This is a genomic window from Luteitalea pratensis, from assembly GCF_001618865.1.
GTDB classification, from domain to species: domain Bacteria; phylum Acidobacteriota; class Vicinamibacteria; order Vicinamibacterales; family Vicinamibacteraceae; genus Luteitalea; species Luteitalea pratensis.
The window spans coordinates 294,494-310,693 of record NZ_CP015136.1 but is presented as its reverse complement, the minus strand read 5'-3'; the positions used below and the strand labels follow the sequence as shown (position 1 = coordinate 310,693).

The window sequence follows — 16,200 nt, the reverse complement described above, 5'->3', positions numbered from 1 at the left end:
GCGCCTACTTCCTTTTCCCGAAGTGCGGATCCTTGCGGGCCTCGAGCAGGTTCCACGCGCCGGTGAAGGTGTTGACGGCAAAGAGGGCGCCGATCCCGCCCGCGACGACGAGGTGCGCGTCACGCTTGCCGTCCGTGGGTTCGTTGTAGAGCGACTGACCGATGAATGCCTCGGTCACGAACAGCGGCAGGGTCGCGAAGCTCGCCACGCGGTGAATCCTGGCGCGGGTGCGATAGCCCTCGCTGTATTCGAAGGCGAGGCCCGGCGCAGGCGTGGTCGCGGCGGGCACCGGCTGCTCGGCGATCGAGTGCGGCGTGAAGGCCTCGGCCAGCAATGGAATCGCCGGTTCAGCGTCAGCACGGCCACTCACCTGGGCGGAAGCGGCCGGAGCCGCGGCCCCAAGCAGGAGCAGGCAAGCGGCAACACGGGCCGGAAGGCGCATGACGAACCCTTTCGCTATGGCGACGTCAGTCGCCGGTGCATGCGGCGCTGGCAGCAGCACGCGACCCGTCTCACTCTACCTGCGTCGGATGAGGGCTCGGTGAGAGGGATCAGGGCTCAGGTCTCAGGTCCCAGGTCCGGGTCTCAGGTCTCAGGTCTCGGACGTGAGGCCCGAGGGTTGAGACGCGAGACGCGAAGAGTTGGTCGTCACGCATCAGGCATGAGGCATCACGAATCAGGCATCAGGCATCAGGCATGGCGGGAAGCGTTAGGCGTTACCGAAGCCCCACTCCCCCAACCGGGCTGGTCACGACGCGATTGCTGAAGCCCGCGATCAGCGGCCGCGCCTTGGCGATGACCGCCTGCACGGCCGGCAGCGACAGCGAACCCTTGTGGCTCGCCTCGTTGTCCCACACCTCGGTGATCCAGATGGCATCCGGCTCCGTCGTATCGTGTGACACGACGTAGCTGAGGCAGCCGGGCATCGCCGCCGTGCCCTCCAGGAGGAGTGCCGTCAGCGCGTCGCGCGACCCCGGGGTCGCCGTCATCTTCCCGATCAGTCCGTACATCCTCGACTCCTGCCGGACGGTGCCGGCCGTGACCATGGCCCCAAGCCCCTGCACGAACACGCGGCGATTCATCGCGTGCCCGCGAAACGCCGGAAGAACGAGGCGGGTTTCCAGGCGGGTCGCGTCGGGCGGTTGGCCACCTGCACCGCGAGCCGCCCGACCACCTCGGTGAACCCGACCGCCGCGGCGCGGTCGATCGGCTGCTGCAAGTCGTCCGACGGCGCATGGTAGCGGTCCTTCGTCCACGCGGCCTCGATCGCCGCTTCCGGCGAATCCGGCTCCGCGCCCACCTTCATCGCCAGCGCCGGCACGCCCTCGCGGATGAAGCTGTACTGGTCGCTGCGCGTGAAGCGGTTACGCAGCGGCTGCGGGTCGACCTGCACACCGATGCCCACCGCGGCCGCCACCGCGCGCACGTCATCGCCGAGGTCTGATTCATCGAGCCCCAGCACCATCAACTGGCGCAACGGATAGAGCGGCAGGAACATGTCCATGTTGATATCGGCCACGATCGACCCGCGCGGCACCGTCGGGTTGCGGGCGAAGTACCGGGATCCGAGCAGTCCCTTCTCCTCGCCGGTGACCGCCACGAACAGCACCGATCGCTTCGGCTTTGCCGCGACGATCGCGGACGCGGCTTCGATCAATGTGGCGATGCCAGACGCGTTGTCCATGGCGCCGTTGTAGATGGCGTCGCCGTTGACCGCCGCCCCCACGCCGAGGTGATCGAGATGCGCGGACAGGACGACGTACTCGTTGGCCAGCGTGGGATCGCTGCCGCGCAGGAGGCCGACGACGTTCTGCGACTCGACGGCGCGCTTCTCGACGGCGACATGCGCGCGGACCGACGTAGGCAGCGCGAAATGCGGCAACGGCTGCCGGTTTCCGGCAAGTGCCAGGAGTTCCGCGAACGTGTGGCCGGATGCGGCAAACAACAGATCGGCATGCGCAGGATTGAAGGTGACCGACAGTTGCTGTCCCGCCGAGTCGCCGAGCGACGCGTCGGCCAGGGCCATCGCAGGCGCCAGCCGATTGGCCGAGGAACGCTCCCAGGGCACGTCGGTCGCCTGCGGATTCGGGATGCTGATCAGGCCGATTGCGCCGAGCCGGCGCAGCGTCTCCGCGCGGACCCACGCGGACTGGTAATGCGCGCTCAGCGCGCCGGGCACTCCGGCCGGGCTCCCGACCAGGTACACCACTACCTTGCCCTTCACGTCGAGGCCCGCGAAGTCGTCCATCCCCGTCTCCGGCACCTGCAGGCCGTAGCCGGCAAAGACCAGCGGCGCCTCGACGGTGGCCGCCGGATCGATGCGCATCCCGAAGATTGCCTGCTCGCCGAGCGTGACGGGAACAGCGGCGCCCTTCGTGACCAGGGCCAGCGACGACTCCTTCTCCAGCAGACGACGCGAGGTGAACGACACGGGCTGCAGGTATCCCGCCCGCGTCCCGGCGGCGAGGCCGGCCGCCTTGAACTGTGCGGCGATGTAGTCGGCCGCCTGCCGGTGCTCCGGACTGCCCGTCTCGCGCCCGCGCATTTCGTCTTTGGCCAGCATCTCGACGTGTGAGAACCAGCGGGTCGCGGCCGGGCTGGTGGCACTCCACGCGGCCGACGGCGCCGGCGTTTGCGGCCGCGCGAGGCCAGCAATCAGCAGGGCCAGGGAGGCCAGCGCGACGGTCGAGGTCGCACGCGACCCGGGCAGCGAATAGCACATGGGCGGGACGGTAGCACAGGGGCCAGGGGTGGCAGCCATGTACCATTCCGACGACCTCCATCCCCTGCCGGGTGCCGCTCATGACACAGGTGCCACTCTCCTCCGAAGGTTCGGCGGCTTCGCCTCGCCACGCCGCGCTCACCATGGCGCCGGCAGAGTTCCGTGCGATCGGACACACGCTGATCGACATGGTCGCGCAATGGCTCGAGGCGCTGCCCAGCCAACCGGTGACACGCGCCGAAACGCCGACACAGGTGCGTGACGCCCTCGACGCGTCCCGCTCCCTGCCCGCGGCTGGCGTGGCGGCAGGGCCACTCCTCGAGAAGGCGGCGCGCCTGCTGTTCGATCATTCGCTCGTCAACGGACATCCCCGCTTCTTCGGCTACATCACGTCGTCTCCGGCGCCGATCGGGATGCTCGGCGACTTGCTGGCCGCCGCCATCAATGCCAACGCCGGCGCATGGCGCCTGGCGCCGATGGCCAGTGAAGTCGAGGGTCAGGCGGTGCGATGGATCGCCGAGTTGCTCGGGTACCGCCCTGGCTGTGGTGGCCTGTTCGTGAGCGGCGGCAACATGGCCAACATCGTCGGGTTCTACGCGGCACGCGCTGCGGCGGGTGAGGCGTGGCGCATTCGCAGTGCCGGCGTGGCCGCCGCCGATGCCCGCAGGCTGCGCGTGTACGCCTCGGCGGAAACGCACACGTGGGTGCAGAAGGCAGCTGACCTGTCTGGCCTCGGCACCGACGCCATCCGCTGGATCGCCACCGACGACACCCTGCGACTCGACACGGCGATGCTGCGCGAGACGATGGCCGCTGACGTCGCTGCCGGCGATGTGCCGATGATCGTGATTGGCACGGCCGGATCGGTGAGCACGGGTGCGGTCGATCCGCTGTTCGCGATCGCCGACATCTGCCGCGAGATGGGCACGTGGTTCCACGTCGACGGCGCCTACGGCGCACTCGCGGCCGCTCTGCCAGACGCACCGCGTGACCTGCAGGCGCTCCATCTGGCCGACTCGGTCGCCATCGATCCGCACAAGTGGCTGTACGCGCCGCTCGAGGCCGGATGCCTGCTCGCGCGCGATCCCGACGTGCTCCGGGCGGCGTTCTCGTATCACCCGGCGTACTACCACTTCTCCGACGGTGACGGGATCAACTACGTGGACCTCGGGCCGCAGAACTCCCGCGGCTTCCGCGCCCTGAAGGTCTGGCTCGCGTTGCAGCACGCCGGGGCCGACGGTTACCGCCGCATGATCGGCGACGATTGCGCCCTCGCCGCCCGCCTGTACGCGACGGCCGAGGCGCATCCAGAGCTCGACGCCGGCACGCTCGGTCTCAGCATCGCCACGTTCCGGTACGTGCCGCCGGACGTGCGCGACACCATCGGCACCGCGGACACCGACGCGTATCTCGACGCGCTGAACGAGGACCTGCTCGATTGTGTGCAGCGGTCCGGCGAAGCATTCGTCTCCAACGCAGTCGTTCGCGGCCGCTACCTGCTGCGCGCCTGCATCGTCAACATCAACACCGGTGAGGCCGACGTCGACGCGCTGCCCGGGATCGTCGTCGGCATCGGCCGTGAGTTGCACGCGAAGCGGCGCGCCGGAGGGGCGGGCGCCTGAGGTCGACCATGGAGCGCGGACACGAGTGCCATCACTGCAAGCAGTGGATCGCCGCAGGCGAGACGCACGACTGCTGGTCGGCCACCGAAACGGCGCTGACGCGGGACCTGCACGAGGACCTGCAGGACGCGTATGACCGGCTGCGCGAGGCCGCGACGGAGCTGGGCGAGCAGCGGATCTACGCGTCGCACCACTCGATCATGTTCGCGCGGCGTGCCTGCTACTTCTTCGTGCGCCCGAAACGCGCGTGGCTGGAGGTCTGCATCTTCCTCGATCGGGCGTTGACCGGGCCAAGGATTCGCCGCGCCGATCGAGCGTCGAGCACCCGGGTCGCGAACCTGCTGCGCGTGACGCACCGGGACGAGGTCGAAGCCCCGATCACGGACTGGATGCGCGAGGCCTATGAACTCGTCGCCGAGAGCGGTGCGATGGTGAACAAGGCGCGTGGCCGCGTGGCCGCGACCAGGACCACCCCACCACCGCAGGCACGAGGCGCGAAGAAGCGCTGACGCCGAACCGTCAAGAGGGCCCGGCGGTCGCAAAGAGGCGCGACAGCCGGTGGGCGTGCTCGTCGTAAGCCGACTCGAACAACGTCGTGGCCCGCTCGGCGCCGATGAGCGCACTTGCCGTGAGCACCCGCGGGGCGTGGCCGGCTTGCGTGAGCCGGTGCGCGATCTCCGCCTTCAGGCAATTCACGAGCAGGCAGCCGCCCACGGTCGAGCCAGGCGCGACCGGCGTGTCGAGGCCCTCCACCCGTACCATCGCATCGCCCACGGGCGCCCCGGTGTCGAGGACCACGTCGGAGAAGTCCTGCAGCTTTCGGCCGTCCTGACGCCGGCTCGTGCTCGCGTCGCTGTGGGCGCGACTGATGATCGACACGACGCGGACGCCCCGGCGCTGGAACTCCTCCGCCATCTCGATCGGTACGACGTTGCACCCGCTCGAGCTGATCACGAGTGCCGAGTCCTGCGGCGAGAGGGCGAAGTTGCGCAGGATCCGCTCGGCCAGCCCCGAGACGTTCTCCAGGAACATCGCCTGCCGTTGCCCGTTGGCTCCGACCACCGGATTGTGGAACGTGAGCGAGAGTTCGACGATCGGGTTGAAACCCGGGAACGACCCATAGCGCGGCCACATCTCCTCGACCATGATCCGGCTGTGGCCCGATCCGAACACGTGGACCATGCGCCCCGCGACGATACTGCGCGCGAACCAGTCCGCGGCCGTGACGATGGCCTGGTGCTGGCGTCGCACTGTGTCCACGAGGCCCGCACAGGCCAGGAGGTATTGATCCGACGGGGTCATGTGATCTGCTCCCTCGCGTGCGCCGCGGCCCCGATGGCGCCCGCTTCTTCGCCGAGTGTGGCGATGACGATCTCGACACCCGTGCCGCACGGGCGCCATTCGAATTCATCCATCCAGTGTCGCAATGGCACCAGCAGCGCATCACCGGCGTGCGTGGCGATGCCGCCGCCGAGGATGATCCGCGCCGGATCGACCGCGTTCACGATCGACGCCAGGCCGGCGCCCAGCAGCATCACGCTCTTTTCCCAGGCCCGCGTGGCGTCCACGTCGCCCTGCCGGTGTGCCGCCACCAGGTCGGCCGTCGTCGTGAAACGCCCACCCGTGCGCGCCGCGATCGTGCAGTTGCCGATCGCGTCCTCGAGGCTTCCCGGCGTGTTGACGATGTCCTTGTCGCCAGGGACCTGGAGGGCGATATGCCCGAGGTGACCGGCACGGCCGACGTGGCCCGAGAGCACGCGGCCATCACACATGATCGCGCCGCCGACGCCGGTGCCAATCGTGATCAGCACGACGTCGCGGCAGCCGCGGCCGGCGCCGATCGCGCACTCCCCCGCCAGGGCCGCCTGTGCGTCGTTGATGACGCGTACCGGGGCGCGCCGGTCCAACGCGCGAGTCCAGTCGAGGCCCTCGAGCACATCGAGGCGGCCGCGCATCCAGTGGACCGCGTCACCCTGCCGCCGGACCAGCCCCGGACACGCGATGCCGATGGCATCGGTTGCACCGAACGCAGACTCGATGCGTTCGATCGCGCGACCGACGTCGCCAGGCAGGCGACTGGCCGTGCCGGGGTCGGTTGGCATGCGCTCGCGATGGACGACCGCCCCGTCGCCATCGAGCACGACGATCTTGGTGAAGGTGCCGCCGATGTCGATGCCGATCGCCGTGGCACTCATGCGCTCACGCACCAGCCACCGTCGACGGCGAGCACCTGGCCGGTCACGAATCGCGCCTCGTGCGACAGCAGGAACACCACCGCGCCATCCACGTCGTCGGGCCTGGCGGCCCGGCCGCCGTCGAGCGGTTGCCTGTGGGCGATGTAGGCGGAGATCTCCGGGTCACCGACCGCACGCCGTGCCATGGGCGTATCCACGAGCGCCGGTGCGACGACGTTGAAGCGGATGTCCCGACTCGCGTAGCAGGCGGCGCAACTGGTCGTCAGCCCGATGACTGCTGCCTTGGCAGCCGCGTACGCATGCGTCCCGAAATGTGCCGACGCGGGCGCAAACGCCAGTACCGACGCCATGTTGACGATCGAGCCACCGTGCGCGGCGCCCAGGAAATACCGCACGGCTGCTCGATTGGTGTGGAACAGCGTCGTGAGGTTCAGGTCGATGGTCTGCTGCCAGCCCTCATCGCTGAGCTGATCCAGGCGGCCGTCGCCGAACCGTCGGCCGCTGCCGCCGGCGACGTGGAAGACGCCGTCCACACGCCCGAACCGCTCGAGCGCGGCTGCGAATACGCGGGGGGCGAGCTCAGCATCGGTGGCATCGCCGAGGACGCAGGGCGTCTCCGGGCCGAGCCGCTCCGCAGCGTTCGCCGCATGGATGTCGTCGCGTCCGGCCACCGTCACCTGCGCGCCTTCACGGAGGCACGCGAGGGCGGACGACAGGCCCATGCCGGACGTCCCGCCGACGACCACGACCGACAGGCCATCGAGACGCCCGGTCTGCATGCGCGACAGTGTGGAACAGGCATCCACCCTCGTCAAAGCCTTCTACACTACGGGCATGCCGCACGCCCTGCGCACGACCGTCATCGGCAGCTACCCGTTCCCCGCGTGGCTCGAGTTCGCCACCGGACACATGGAGGCCTTCGGCGTCGATGATGTCGCCGAGATGGTGGAGGATGCGGTCGCGGTCGCCGTGAAGGATCAGGCGGACGCCGGGCTCGACGCCATCAGTGACGGCGAGCAGACGCGCCTCGACTTCAACCTGTCCTTCTATGGCTTCCTCGAGGGGCTGGCGCCCGAAGGGGCGTCGCGGCGGCGGTTCGGGCCGCCCGGGCACGATCAACGAGGCAAGCACGCAGTCATCGGAGACCTGTTGGCGCCGCGAGGCCTCGGTACCGTCGAGGACTTTCGGCGGCTGCAACGCCTCGCGCCAGCCGGTGTCGGACTCAAGGCCAGCGTGCCCGGCCCGTACACGCTGAGCGGCCGCCTCGTGCCCGGGGGTCATTATCCGGATCGCTGGGCAGTCGCCGAGGCCCTGATGCCGATCGTGCGTGCGGAACTGGAGGCGCTGGTGGCCGCAGGCTGCCGCGATGTCTGCGTCGACGAGCCGTCGATGAGCTGCTACGCGCATCGCGAGGATCCACGACGGTTCGTGACCCTGTTCAACGACACGGTCGAGGGCGTGCGTGGCCGCACGCGGCTCTCGACGCACCTGTGCTTCGGCAATTTCAAGGCCCGCGCGGTGGCGCCGCGCAGCTATGCGCCGCTCTTCCCGGCGTTCCTCGACGCGCACGTCGACGAGCTGCACGTGGAGATGGCAAGTCGCGAGTTCGCGGAGCTCGAGGTGATCGAAGGCATCGCAGAGCGCATGGACGTCGCGGTTGGCATCATCGACGTGAAGAGCTACTACATCGAGACGCCCGAGGATGTGGCCGCCCGCGTTCGCCGCTGCCTGGCGTTCGCACGCCCGGAGCGGCTGGCCTTCGCGCCGGATTGCGGCCTCAGCCAGACCGCGCGCTGGGCGGCGAAACGCAAGCTCGCGACCATGGTCGAGGGCGTCCGGCGGGTGCGCGAGGAGCTCGCGCTGCCGTGATCGTGCCGGTGCAGAAGGACGACGAACTGTTGCTCGACATCGGCGCCGCTGACGCGCGCGACGGACACGTGCGCCTCTGGTGGCTCGGGCAGAGTGGCTTCCTTGTGCAGTTCGACGGCGCCCACCTCCTGCTGGATCCGTACCTGTCGGATGCACTCACCGCCAAGTACGCGAACACCGACAAGCCGCATGTGCGGATGACCGAACGTCTGATCGATCCCGCTCGCCTCGACTTCATCGACATCGTCACGTCGAGCCACAACCACACCGACCATCTGGACGCGGAGACGCTGGGGCCGCTGCGGCACGCCAATCCCGGCCTGGCGATCGTCGTCGCCGAACCGAACAGGGGCTTGGTGGCGAGCCGCCTGCAGATCGACCCCCAGGTGCTGGTGGGGCTCGCCATCGGCCAGCACGTGGACGTCGGCCCATTCCGCATCGAGGCCGTTCCAGCAGCGCACGAGGCGCTCGATCCGCAATACGTCGGCTACGTCGTTCGCTGCGGCGCCTGGACGCTGTATCACTCGGGCGACACCGTGCGTTTCGAGGGCATGGCCGACGCGCTGCGCCCTCACGCCGTCGACGTCGCCCTGCTCCCGATCAACGGACGGGCGCCGGAGCGTCGCGTCGCCGGGAACCTCGACGCCGGCGAGGCGGCCGCGCTCGCGCACGACATCGGGGCGCGTGTGGCCATTCCCTGCCACTACGAGATGTTCGCGTTCAACACGGCAGACCCGGCGACGTTCGTCGAGGCCTGCCGTGCCGCCGGTCAGCGCGCCGTCGTCCTGCACTGCGGCGAACAGTGGTCCAGCAGCGCCATCTGACGCCGACATCGGACTCGTGCGAACGCGCTGGTAGGGCTGGCTCTGCGAGCCCGGCCCAACTCCCTCATGCGGGCTGCAGTGGGTCACAACAGTCGGCCTTCGCGGCAGGCTGGGCGTACTGGCGCGACCGATCCACGCGATACGACTCGTCGTATCGGTCGTGATGGCGTACCCACGACATCGTGAACGCGAGGCCGTCCTCGTCACGACCTTTCGGCACCATGTCCAGGAACGTGTACACGCCGATGAAGGGCTCGCCGCCGCGCGCGTACGTCGAGTACGTGTGGTAGACCTGCCCGGCGTCGTCCTTGAAGAAGACGCTGAAGCCCGGCGCCTCTTCGGCTGGGAATCCCTGCTCGCGGAAGTTGTAGATGCCCCGTCCGCTGGCAACGTCATCGGGCGTGAACGAGACATGGAAGTCACGATTGAAGTCCGACGCATGCGATGACACCCAGGTGAACTGCCATCCCATGCGCCGCTTGAAGCGGTTGATCTCCGGCAACGTCGCCCGCGAGACGACGGCAACCGTGACGTCCCGCTGCGCGAGGTGGACGGCACTCGGATCGAGGTGATCGCCGAGCAGCGAGCAACTCGGGCACCCCTCCACCCACCCCGGCGCGAACATGAAGTGGTACACCACCAGCTGGTTCCGACCATCGAACAGCTCGGCAAGCGTGCGCGGGCCGTCGGGGGTGTCGAAGACATATCGCTTCTCGACCTTCACCATCGGCAACTGCCGACGTTCGGCCGCGAGCGCGTCCCTGGCGCGCGTCAGCGCCTTTTCCTTCTCGAGCAGCGCAATACGCGCCGTCAGCCACTTGTCGTGGGTCACGATTGCTGGACCTTCCATGGTGTGCTCCGATCTGGGCTCCGCATTACCGGCCTGGCCTGACGTCGACGCGCGGACTCGGCCGCCGAACGCCGTGGCAAGGAAGGCCACCAGTCCGCCAGCGGACAGTCCGCCCGCAAGCAGGGTGGTGGACGACGTGATGCACGCTGGACACATGGCGATGGCCTCCGTTTCTTCTCGATGAGACGCACGGTCTGGACTGAGCCCTGACACGTCCGTCTGCCTGATTGACCGGCGCCGGGGCACGGAATCATCGGTGGGCCAATTCGGGAGTCGGGAGTCGGGAGTCGGGAGTCGGGATTCGGGATTCGCCGAGGTAGCGTCGGGCTGTCCCAGCCCGACGTCGATCTATCGCGTCGAGCAAGCTCGACGCCTACACCACAGGGCCTTCGGCCATCGGCCTTGGGCCTTGGGCCTTCGCTATTCGGCGTTCGGCATTCTCACGTAGCCGTCGACCTTGGTCGACGGGCGATCGCAGCGAGCGTCGAGCAAGCTCGACGCCTACACCCGGGCCTTCGACATTCCCGGCATTCCGGCATTCCGGCATTGCGTAGCGGGTCCTAGCGGGTCGTGAAGCCGCAGCGCGCGAGGATCGAGGCGAAACGCGGATCGGAGCGATAGGGGTCCCACTTCACGTCGACGGGCAGGTAGATCAGGTGGACGTCGCGCACGGCGTAGGCACGTTCGAGCCAGTCGAACACGCCGTCGCGGTCGCCGAGACCGGCCTGGATGAGCGCCATCGTGTAAGGAGGCACGTACGTCTTTGCCGCTTGCGCCTCGAGCGAGGCAATCAGCGCCCGCGCCTCGGCGGCCTGACCGTTCCGGCCGAGCAAGTAGCCGTGTAGCGAGACGGGCTTGCTGTTGCGTCCGGATAGCTGAATCGCGCGCTGCACGGACTGCATCGCCGAGGCGGTCGAGTCGAGTTGTGCTTCGGCCTGTGCCTGCATCTGGTAGCCGTACCAGAAGCCAGGATTGATCGCGATCGTCCGATGGGCGAGCTCGAGCGCCGCACGGAAGTCCCTTGCCTGGAACGCCGCCTGCGACGACATCGCCGCCGGTACCGGATCGAGGGGATCGAGTTCTCGTGCGCGGCGCAGTTCCGCGTTCGCGTCGGCGTGTCGGCCCGATTGCGAGAGCAAACGTCCCAGCGACTGGTGTACGAGGCCGAAGCTCGGATCGAGCGCAGTGGCGCGACGGAATGCCGTCTCGGCACCGTCCCAGTCCCATTCGAGCAGCCAGCGCACGTAGCCGAGCGTGTACTGTGCTTCGGCCAGATCGGAATCGAGCTTCACCGCCTGTTGCGCGGCCTCTCGCGACAACCGGAGCGCGACGCGGGGGTCGGCGTCGGCGTTGATGGCGCGGGTCGCGTGAGACATGCCGAGACTCGCCCAGGCCAGGGCGTACTCCGGATCAAGCTCGGTGGCCCGCTGGAACGCGGCGACGGCATCCCGCATGCCTTCGGGCGTGCGGTGATGGAACGCAGCCCGGCCACGCAGGAACTGGTCGAACGCCTCCTCGTTGCGCGAATGCCGGCGGTCGAGCGCCTCACTGGCGGCGGGTGAGAGCCGGATGTGCACTTGGTCCGCGATCGACCGGCTCAACTCCTGCTGGATGCCAAACGTGCTGCCCACGACCCGATCGAAGGACTGCGACCACACCTGGACCTGGTCGGCCGGGCGAACCAACCGGCTCGTGATCCGCAATCGCTCCCCCTCGGCGCGCACCGAGCCCTCCACGAGATAGTCGGCGCCGAGCTCGCGACCGATCTCGGCGATCGACTTGGTCGTGCGACGATAGGCCTGCATGGACGTGCGGCCGATCACCGTGATGCAGCCGGGATCGATCCGGCCCAGCGACGCGATGGTGTCCTCCATCAGGCCGTCGGCGAGATAGGCGTTGGCCGGGTCGCCACCCAGGAGTTCGAAGGGCAGCACCGCGATGGTCAGCGCCGCGTCAGGTTCGGTGACCCCCACGCGGCGGGTCGCCGGCCAGCCGACGAAGCTTGCCAGGGCAGCGAGGGCCACGAGGAGGCTGGCAACCGCCGCGACCGATCGCACCCACTCGCGACGAGTCCGGCCCGGAGTCACCTCATCGGCCAGGAGTGGAAGCTCCTGCGCCACCTGCGCGACTGGGCTGCCGGCCGGTGCCGCGGAGGGTGAGACGGCCGCCATCGCCGTGGCCTCGACGGGAGCGACGAACCGATAGCCCTTCCCCGGAACGGTCTCGATGAACGTGGGCGCGTCAGGCGCGTCACGCAAGGCCTGGCGGATCTTGCGGATCGCCGTGTGGACGCCGGTTTCGACGTCAACGAAGACGTCCTGCCCCCACAGGGCGTCGACGATCTCCGCTCGCGTGACCAGTTGCCCGCGGCGTTCGACCAGCAGGATCAGCAGGTCCATGGGCTGCCGCTCGAGGCGGATGACGCGTCCGTCGCGGCGCAGGGTGTAGGCGCCGACGTCGAGGACGACGTCCCGCAGGCGGTACGACGCGCGTGGACCGGGCTGGGACATGGTGGTGTGCGCCACAACCATCTCACAAGCCGCTGAGAGCGCACCACTTACGGCGTCAGGAAATCGCCAGATCTTCTCCAGTCGCGCTCCATGGCGACCGGGCGCGTGGACGATCACACTCTCCCCGCCTCGCCCCGCACAGGTGCGAGAGATTCGACGGGAGAAGACACGCATGGCCTCGACATTTCACAAGATCGGGATGGCAACGATGCTCGCCGGGCTGACGACGGGCGGCGTGGCAATGGCGCAGCCGAGTGGGTCTGAAGGACGAACGATCGAGGGCACGTGGTACATCCAGGTGACGCCGATCATCTGCGCGACCGGCGCGCCGGTGCCCGGCGTCACGCCAATCACGGGGCTCGTGACGTTTCACGCGGGGGGCACGATGAGCGAGACCGCTGGCGGCACCGGGTTCGCGCCGGGGCAGCGCAGCCCTGGACATGGGAAGTGGCGCCACGAGGCGGGGCAGACCTTCAGCCAGAAGTTCACGGCGCTGATCAACTTCACGACGGTGCCCGGCTTCCAGGAAGCGGGATGGCAGACGGTCGAGCAGTCTGCCGAGTTGCTCGACCGTGACACCTTGTCGTCAGCAGGCACCAACGCGTTCTACCGGACCGACGGCACACTGTACCGTTCGGGCTGCTCGACGGCCACGGGGCATCGATTCGAGTAGGCCCGGAACGGAGGGCCTGGCTCGGCCACCTTCGGCGCCCACGCAGGGTGTCAACTGAACCAGTGCCGGACGGTCGACGTAGGTAGAGCCAGCGGCCCTGCCTGCGACGCCCGTCGGCATGGTCCGGAGACGCGATGACTCGATTGCTGCACGCCCTGGCCACCACCTGCTCGCTGGCTGCCCTGCTGGTCTCACTGCCCGCCGCACCGGCGTTCGCGCAGCCCGCCGCGGCGGAACTGGATGCCGTCGTCACTGCCGCCTTCGTGCCCGATCAGCCGGGTGGGGCGGTCCTGGTGGTCAAGGATGGCAAGGTGCTCTTCCGCAAGGCCATCGGCATGGCCAGCATGGAACTCGGCGTGCCGCTGCAGCCCGACACCATTTTCCGGCTCGGGTCGATCACCAAGCAGTTCACGGCCGCGGCGATCATGATGCTGGTCGAGGAGGGCAAGGTCTCGCTGACGGATCCGGTCGAGAAATACGTTCCGGGCTATCCGACCCAGGGACACGTGATCACGGTGGAGCACCTGCTCACCCACACCTCGGGCATCCAGAGCTACACCGACATTCCCGGCTGGTTCCCGGGTCGCATCCGGGCCGACATGGCGGTCCTGGATCTCGTCGATGCGTTCAAGAAGGAGCCGATGCAGTTCGCCCCCGGGACTCGTTACGCGTACAACAACTCCGCGTACGTGCTGCTCGGCGCGATCATCGAGAAGGCGGCGGGCACCACCTACGAGCAGTTCCTCACCACGCGGATCTTCACGCCACTCGGCATGACGCGCACTTTCTACGGCAGCAACGAGCCAATCATCCGCGGCCGTGCGCAAGGCTACACGCGCGATGACGGCGTCGTGAAGAACAGCCAGTTCCTCAGCATGACGCAGCCTTACGCAGCCGGCTCGCTGGTCTCGACCCTCGACGACCTCGCCCGCTGGGATGCGGCGCTCTACACCGATCGCGTGGTGAAAGCGGAGTCACTGGCACGGATGTGGACGCCGTACCTGCTGAAAGACGGCTCCTCCACCCGGTACGGCTACGGCTTCCAGGTGGGCGACATGCGCGGGCAACAGGCCATCGAGCATGGGGGCGGAATCCCCGGCTTCTCGACGTACGCGTTGCGCCTGCCGCAGGAACACGTCTACGTCGTCGTTTTGTGCAACAGCGACAACCCCAGGGTGGCACCGGGCTACCTTGCCCGGCGGCTCGCCGCCATGGCCATCGGCAAGCCCTTTCCGGAGCGCACGGCGATCACCGTCGAGTCATCCGTCCTGGCACGGTACGTCGGCACGTACAGCAACGACGCGCGCGACGTACGGCGTACAGTGACAGTCGAGGGCTCCAGGATCTATCTGCAGCGCGGAGGCCGGCCGAAGGTGGAGATCAAAGCCGCATCCGCTACCGAGTTCTTTCTCGAGAACAGCCTGACGTTCGTTCGCTTCGACGTCAGCGCAGACGGCAAGGACGCGACGCTCCTCTATTACGGCGACGGCAGCGACACACCCGAGCGGAGCCGACGCATCTCCGACACCGCGCCGTCGGCAGCGCCCGCGACGACCGGCCCGGCCGGGCAGCGCCAGCCGTAGGAGGGCGGTAGGGCGTCCGACTCGATCAGTCGCGACGCAACTGCGTGTCGAACCACGCGAAGGCATCCTCCTGCATCTGCACGTTGAACTGGTGCGGGACGTCGTAGAACCGGCTCGTGAAGCGCTCTGCGATGCCTGCCTTCGCATAGGCCTCCGCCACCGTCTTCACCGCCGCCTCCATCCCCTCGAGCGGAAACAGCCCGTCGCGACGGCACTGCTGCACGAGCAGCGGCCGCGGCGCGTTCAGGCTCACGACATCGGGCAGATCGAGGTGCCGGTGCAGGCCTGGCACGAAGTGGACCCACGAGTGCGTATCGACATGCCGCCGCAACATCGACCGGATCGTGGACATGAAGCCGACGATGCAGCCCGCGCGGATGCGCGGATCGAGCGCGGAGAGGAACAGTGACCGCCAGCCGCCGAACGACACGCCGACGCACCCCACGCGTGCAGGATCCACCTCCGGCCTGGTGAGCAGGTAGTCCACCGTCCGCATGTCGTCCCACGCGACGATCCCGGGCCAGCTGATGCCGAGAACGGTCAGCGTCTTGGCCAGCGTCGACTCCTTCGCCCGGCACACCTGGTTGAGACGTTGCACATCGTCGACGGTGTAGGCCGCGCGCTCCCAGCCCGCTGACAAGTCGCCGTCCATCAGCACGCGGCGTTCGCCGAACATGAATGCGTCGATGGTGATCACGACGTAGCCGCGCTTGACCAGGGCCGTCGCGGTGGGCCGGCTCTCGTAGTTGCCGGTGTGGTAGGTGGTCATCGCCGGATGGTTGCGCCCGAAGTCGATGACCTTCTCCTTGCCGAACAGGAACATTCCACCGTGCGAGTGGAGGTCGACGATGGCCGGCGCCGGCCCGGTCAGTCGCTTCGGGATGTGCACGTACGCGGGCACGCGGAACTGCGGCGTCGTGGAGAACAGGACCTTCTCGCGAATGAAATCGGCCCCTTCGAACCGGTCCAGCACCTCGGCAGCAGGCGCGACAGGCGGGGGACGATAACCGTACGCGTCGAGGATGGACGCGCGACCCTGGGTCGTGAAGGCGTCGAGCGATGCGAACCGCCCGGAGAGAAAGGACCCCGGATAGGACGCGCCGGGATCGATGGCGCGGACGGCCTCGAAGTTGGCGCCGAGGTCGGCCTCCGCGGGGCGGAGGCTGCGCGGCAGGTCCGGCGGCGCCCCTTCAGCGACAGCCCCCGGCTGCGCCCTCGACGATGGACGTTCCAGGCCGCGACTCCATGCAGCGGTCGCTGGCGCTGCGGCGAGCGTATCCAGGAACTGACGGCGTGTCACAGGGAGGCTGGCGGGCATGGCCGACTATACGTTGGCGGCATGCCGGCGCCCT

Annotated in this window: 15 protein-coding genes; 6 read left to right on the top strand and 9 right to left on the bottom strand. The window is 68.5% G+C overall.

What is annotated here, in order from left to right; all coding sequences use genetic code 11:
- Positions 1-4: 4 nt before the first annotated feature.
- The 3 genes from LuPra_RS01330 to LuPra_RS01320 form a co-directional block, all read right to left on the bottom strand.
- Positions 5-442 (bottom strand): hypothetical protein, encoded by a 438-nt coding sequence (locus tag LuPra_RS01330; RefSeq protein WP_157898608.1) that lies wholly within the window; start codon positions 440-442, stop codon positions 5-7.
- Between the two features lie 274 nt (positions 443-716).
- Entirely contained in the window at positions 717-1,082 is a 366-nt protein-coding gene (locus LuPra_RS01325) for a putative quinol monooxygenase (RefSeq protein ID WP_234800669.1), read from the bottom strand.
- Positions 1,079-2,722, bottom strand: coding sequence for a M28 family metallopeptidase (locus tag LuPra_RS01320; RefSeq protein ID WP_157898607.1), 1,644 nt, complete (start codon positions 2,720-2,722; stop codon positions 1,079-1,081). Before LuPra_RS01320 ends, LuPra_RS01325 begins: the two co-directional genes overlap by 4 nt.
- Before the next feature lie 80 nt (positions 2,723-2,802).
- On the opposite strand from LuPra_RS01320, the gene LuPra_RS01315 reads away from it, so the two are divergent.
- On the top strand, positions 2,803-4,344 hold the full coding sequence (locus tag LuPra_RS01315) for a pyridoxal phosphate-dependent decarboxylase family protein (protein WP_110174465.1): 1,542 nt from the start codon (positions 2,803-2,805) through the stop codon (positions 4,342-4,344).
- Between the two features lie 8 nt (positions 4,345-4,352).
- Complete coding sequence (locus LuPra_RS01310; RefSeq protein WP_110169091.1) at positions 4,353-4,853, top strand: DUF5655 domain-containing protein; 501 nt, start codon at positions 4,353-4,355, stop codon at positions 4,851-4,853.
- A gap of 10 nt (positions 4,854-4,863) precedes the next feature.
- On the opposite strand, the gene LuPra_RS01305 is transcribed toward LuPra_RS01310, so the two are convergent.
- From LuPra_RS01305 to LuPra_RS01295, 3 genes are read right to left on the bottom strand one after another with little or no spacing between them, the layout of a single operon-like run.
- Positions 4,864-5,646, bottom strand: coding sequence for a sugar isomerase domain-containing protein (locus LuPra_RS01305; protein ID WP_110169090.1), 783 nt, complete (start codon positions 5,644-5,646; stop codon positions 4,864-4,866).
- Complete coding sequence (locus LuPra_RS01300; RefSeq protein WP_110169089.1) at positions 5,643-6,539, bottom strand: ROK family protein; 897 nt, start codon at positions 6,537-6,539, stop codon at positions 5,643-5,645. Before LuPra_RS01300 ends, LuPra_RS01305 begins: the two co-directional genes overlap by 4 nt.
- Positions 6,536-7,318, bottom strand: coding sequence for an SDR family NAD(P)-dependent oxidoreductase (locus LuPra_RS01295; RefSeq protein ID WP_110169088.1), 783 nt, complete (start codon positions 7,316-7,318; stop codon positions 6,536-6,538). Before LuPra_RS01295 ends, LuPra_RS01300 begins: the two co-directional genes overlap by 4 nt.
- Before the next feature lie 55 nt (positions 7,319-7,373).
- Here LuPra_RS01295 and LuPra_RS01290 point away from each other — a divergent pair, with 55 nt between their 5' ends.
- Together LuPra_RS01290 and LuPra_RS01285 are read left to right on the top strand one after the other, a co-directional pair.
- Positions 7,374-8,408, top strand: a complete 1,035-nt coding sequence (locus LuPra_RS01290; RefSeq protein WP_110174464.1) for a cobalamin-independent methionine synthase II family protein — start codon at positions 7,374-7,376, stop codon at positions 8,406-8,408.
- The gene (locus tag LuPra_RS01285; protein WP_110169087.1) at positions 8,405-9,232 is read left to right on the top strand and encodes an MBL fold metallo-hydrolase; all 828 of its coding nucleotides are present in this window, start codon (positions 8,405-8,407) and stop codon (positions 9,230-9,232) included. The genes LuPra_RS01290 and LuPra_RS01285 overlap by 4 nt, the downstream gene beginning before the upstream one ends.
- 64 nt (positions 9,233-9,296) lie before the next feature.
- Here the strand turns inward: LuPra_RS01285 and LuPra_RS01280 are convergent, their stop codons facing one another.
- Complete coding sequence (locus LuPra_RS01280; RefSeq protein WP_110174463.1) at positions 9,297-10,082, bottom strand: DUF899 domain-containing protein; 786 nt, start codon at positions 10,080-10,082, stop codon at positions 9,297-9,299.
- 560 nt (positions 10,083-10,642) lie between these two features.
- Positions 10,643-12,592, bottom strand: a complete 1,950-nt coding sequence (locus LuPra_RS01275; RefSeq protein WP_157898606.1) for a winged helix-turn-helix domain-containing tetratricopeptide repeat protein — start codon at positions 12,590-12,592, stop codon at positions 10,643-10,645.
- Positions 12,593-12,764: 172 nt separating this feature from the next.
- Between LuPra_RS01275 and LuPra_RS01270 the strand changes: the two genes are divergently transcribed.
- Complete coding sequence (locus tag LuPra_RS01270) at positions 12,765-13,265, top strand: hypothetical protein (protein WP_110169085.1); 501 nt, start codon at positions 12,765-12,767, stop codon at positions 13,263-13,265.
- 134 nt (positions 13,266-13,399) lie between these two features.
- Positions 13,400-14,848 carry a serine hydrolase gene (locus tag LuPra_RS01265; RefSeq protein WP_110169084.1) on the top strand — a complete coding sequence of 483 codons (1,449 nt, stop codon included), beginning with the start codon at positions 13,400-13,402 and terminating at the stop codon, positions 14,846-14,848.
- 25 nt (positions 14,849-14,873) lie between these two features.
- Here the strand turns inward: LuPra_RS01265 and LuPra_RS01260 are convergent, their stop codons facing one another.
- Positions 14,874-16,166: a dienelactone hydrolase family protein gene (locus tag LuPra_RS01260; RefSeq protein WP_110169083.1), complete on the bottom strand. Its 1,293-nt coding sequence runs from the start codon at positions 16,164-16,166 to the stop codon at positions 14,874-14,876.
- Positions 16,167-16,200: the final 34 nt, after the last annotated feature.

Coding starts and splice junctions, on each gene's coding strand:
- LuPra_RS01270 (WP_110169085.1), top strand. CDS start 12,765: ATGGCCTCGACATTTCACAAGATCGGGATGGCAACGATGCTCGCCGGG.
- LuPra_RS01275 (WP_157898606.1), bottom strand. CDS start 12,592: ATGTCCCAGCCCGGTCCACGCGCGTCGTACCGCCTGCGGGACGTCGTC.
- LuPra_RS01330 (WP_157898608.1), bottom strand. CDS start 442: ATGCGCCTTCCGGCCCGTGTTGCCGCTTGCCTGCTCCTGCTTGGGGCC.
- LuPra_RS01295 (WP_110169088.1), bottom strand. CDS start 7,318: ATGCAGACCGGGCGTCTCGATGGCCTGTCGGTCGTGGTCGTCGGCGGG.
- LuPra_RS01300 (WP_110169089.1), bottom strand. CDS start 6,539: ATGAGTGCCACGGCGATCGGCATCGACATCGGCGGCACCTTCACCAAG.
- LuPra_RS01260 (WP_110169083.1), bottom strand. CDS start 16,166: ATGCCCGCCAGCCTCCCTGTGACACGCCGTCAGTTCCTGGATACGCTC.
- LuPra_RS01280 (WP_110174463.1), bottom strand. CDS start 10,082: ATGGAAGGTCCAGCAATCGTGACCCACGACAAGTGGCTGACGGCGCGT.
- LuPra_RS01310 (WP_110169091.1), top strand. CDS start 4,353: ATGGAGCGCGGACACGAGTGCCATCACTGCAAGCAGTGGATCGCCGCA.
- LuPra_RS01320 (WP_157898607.1), bottom strand. CDS start 2,722: ATGTGCTATTCGCTGCCCGGGTCGCGTGCGACCTCGACCGTCGCGCTG.
- LuPra_RS01290 (WP_110174464.1), top strand. CDS start 7,374: ATGCCGCACGCCCTGCGCACGACCGTCATCGGCAGCTACCCGTTCCCC.
- LuPra_RS01325 (WP_234800669.1), bottom strand. CDS start 1,082: ATGAATCGCCGCGTGTTCGTGCAGGGGCTTGGGGCCATGGTCACGGCC.
- LuPra_RS01265 (WP_110169084.1), top strand. CDS start 13,400: ATGACTCGATTGCTGCACGCCCTGGCCACCACCTGCTCGCTGGCTGCC.
- LuPra_RS01305 (WP_110169090.1), bottom strand. CDS start 5,646: ATGACCCCGTCGGATCAATACCTCCTGGCCTGTGCGGGCCTCGTGGAC.
- LuPra_RS01315 (WP_110174465.1), top strand. CDS start 2,803: ATGACACAGGTGCCACTCTCCTCCGAAGGTTCGGCGGCTTCGCCTCGC.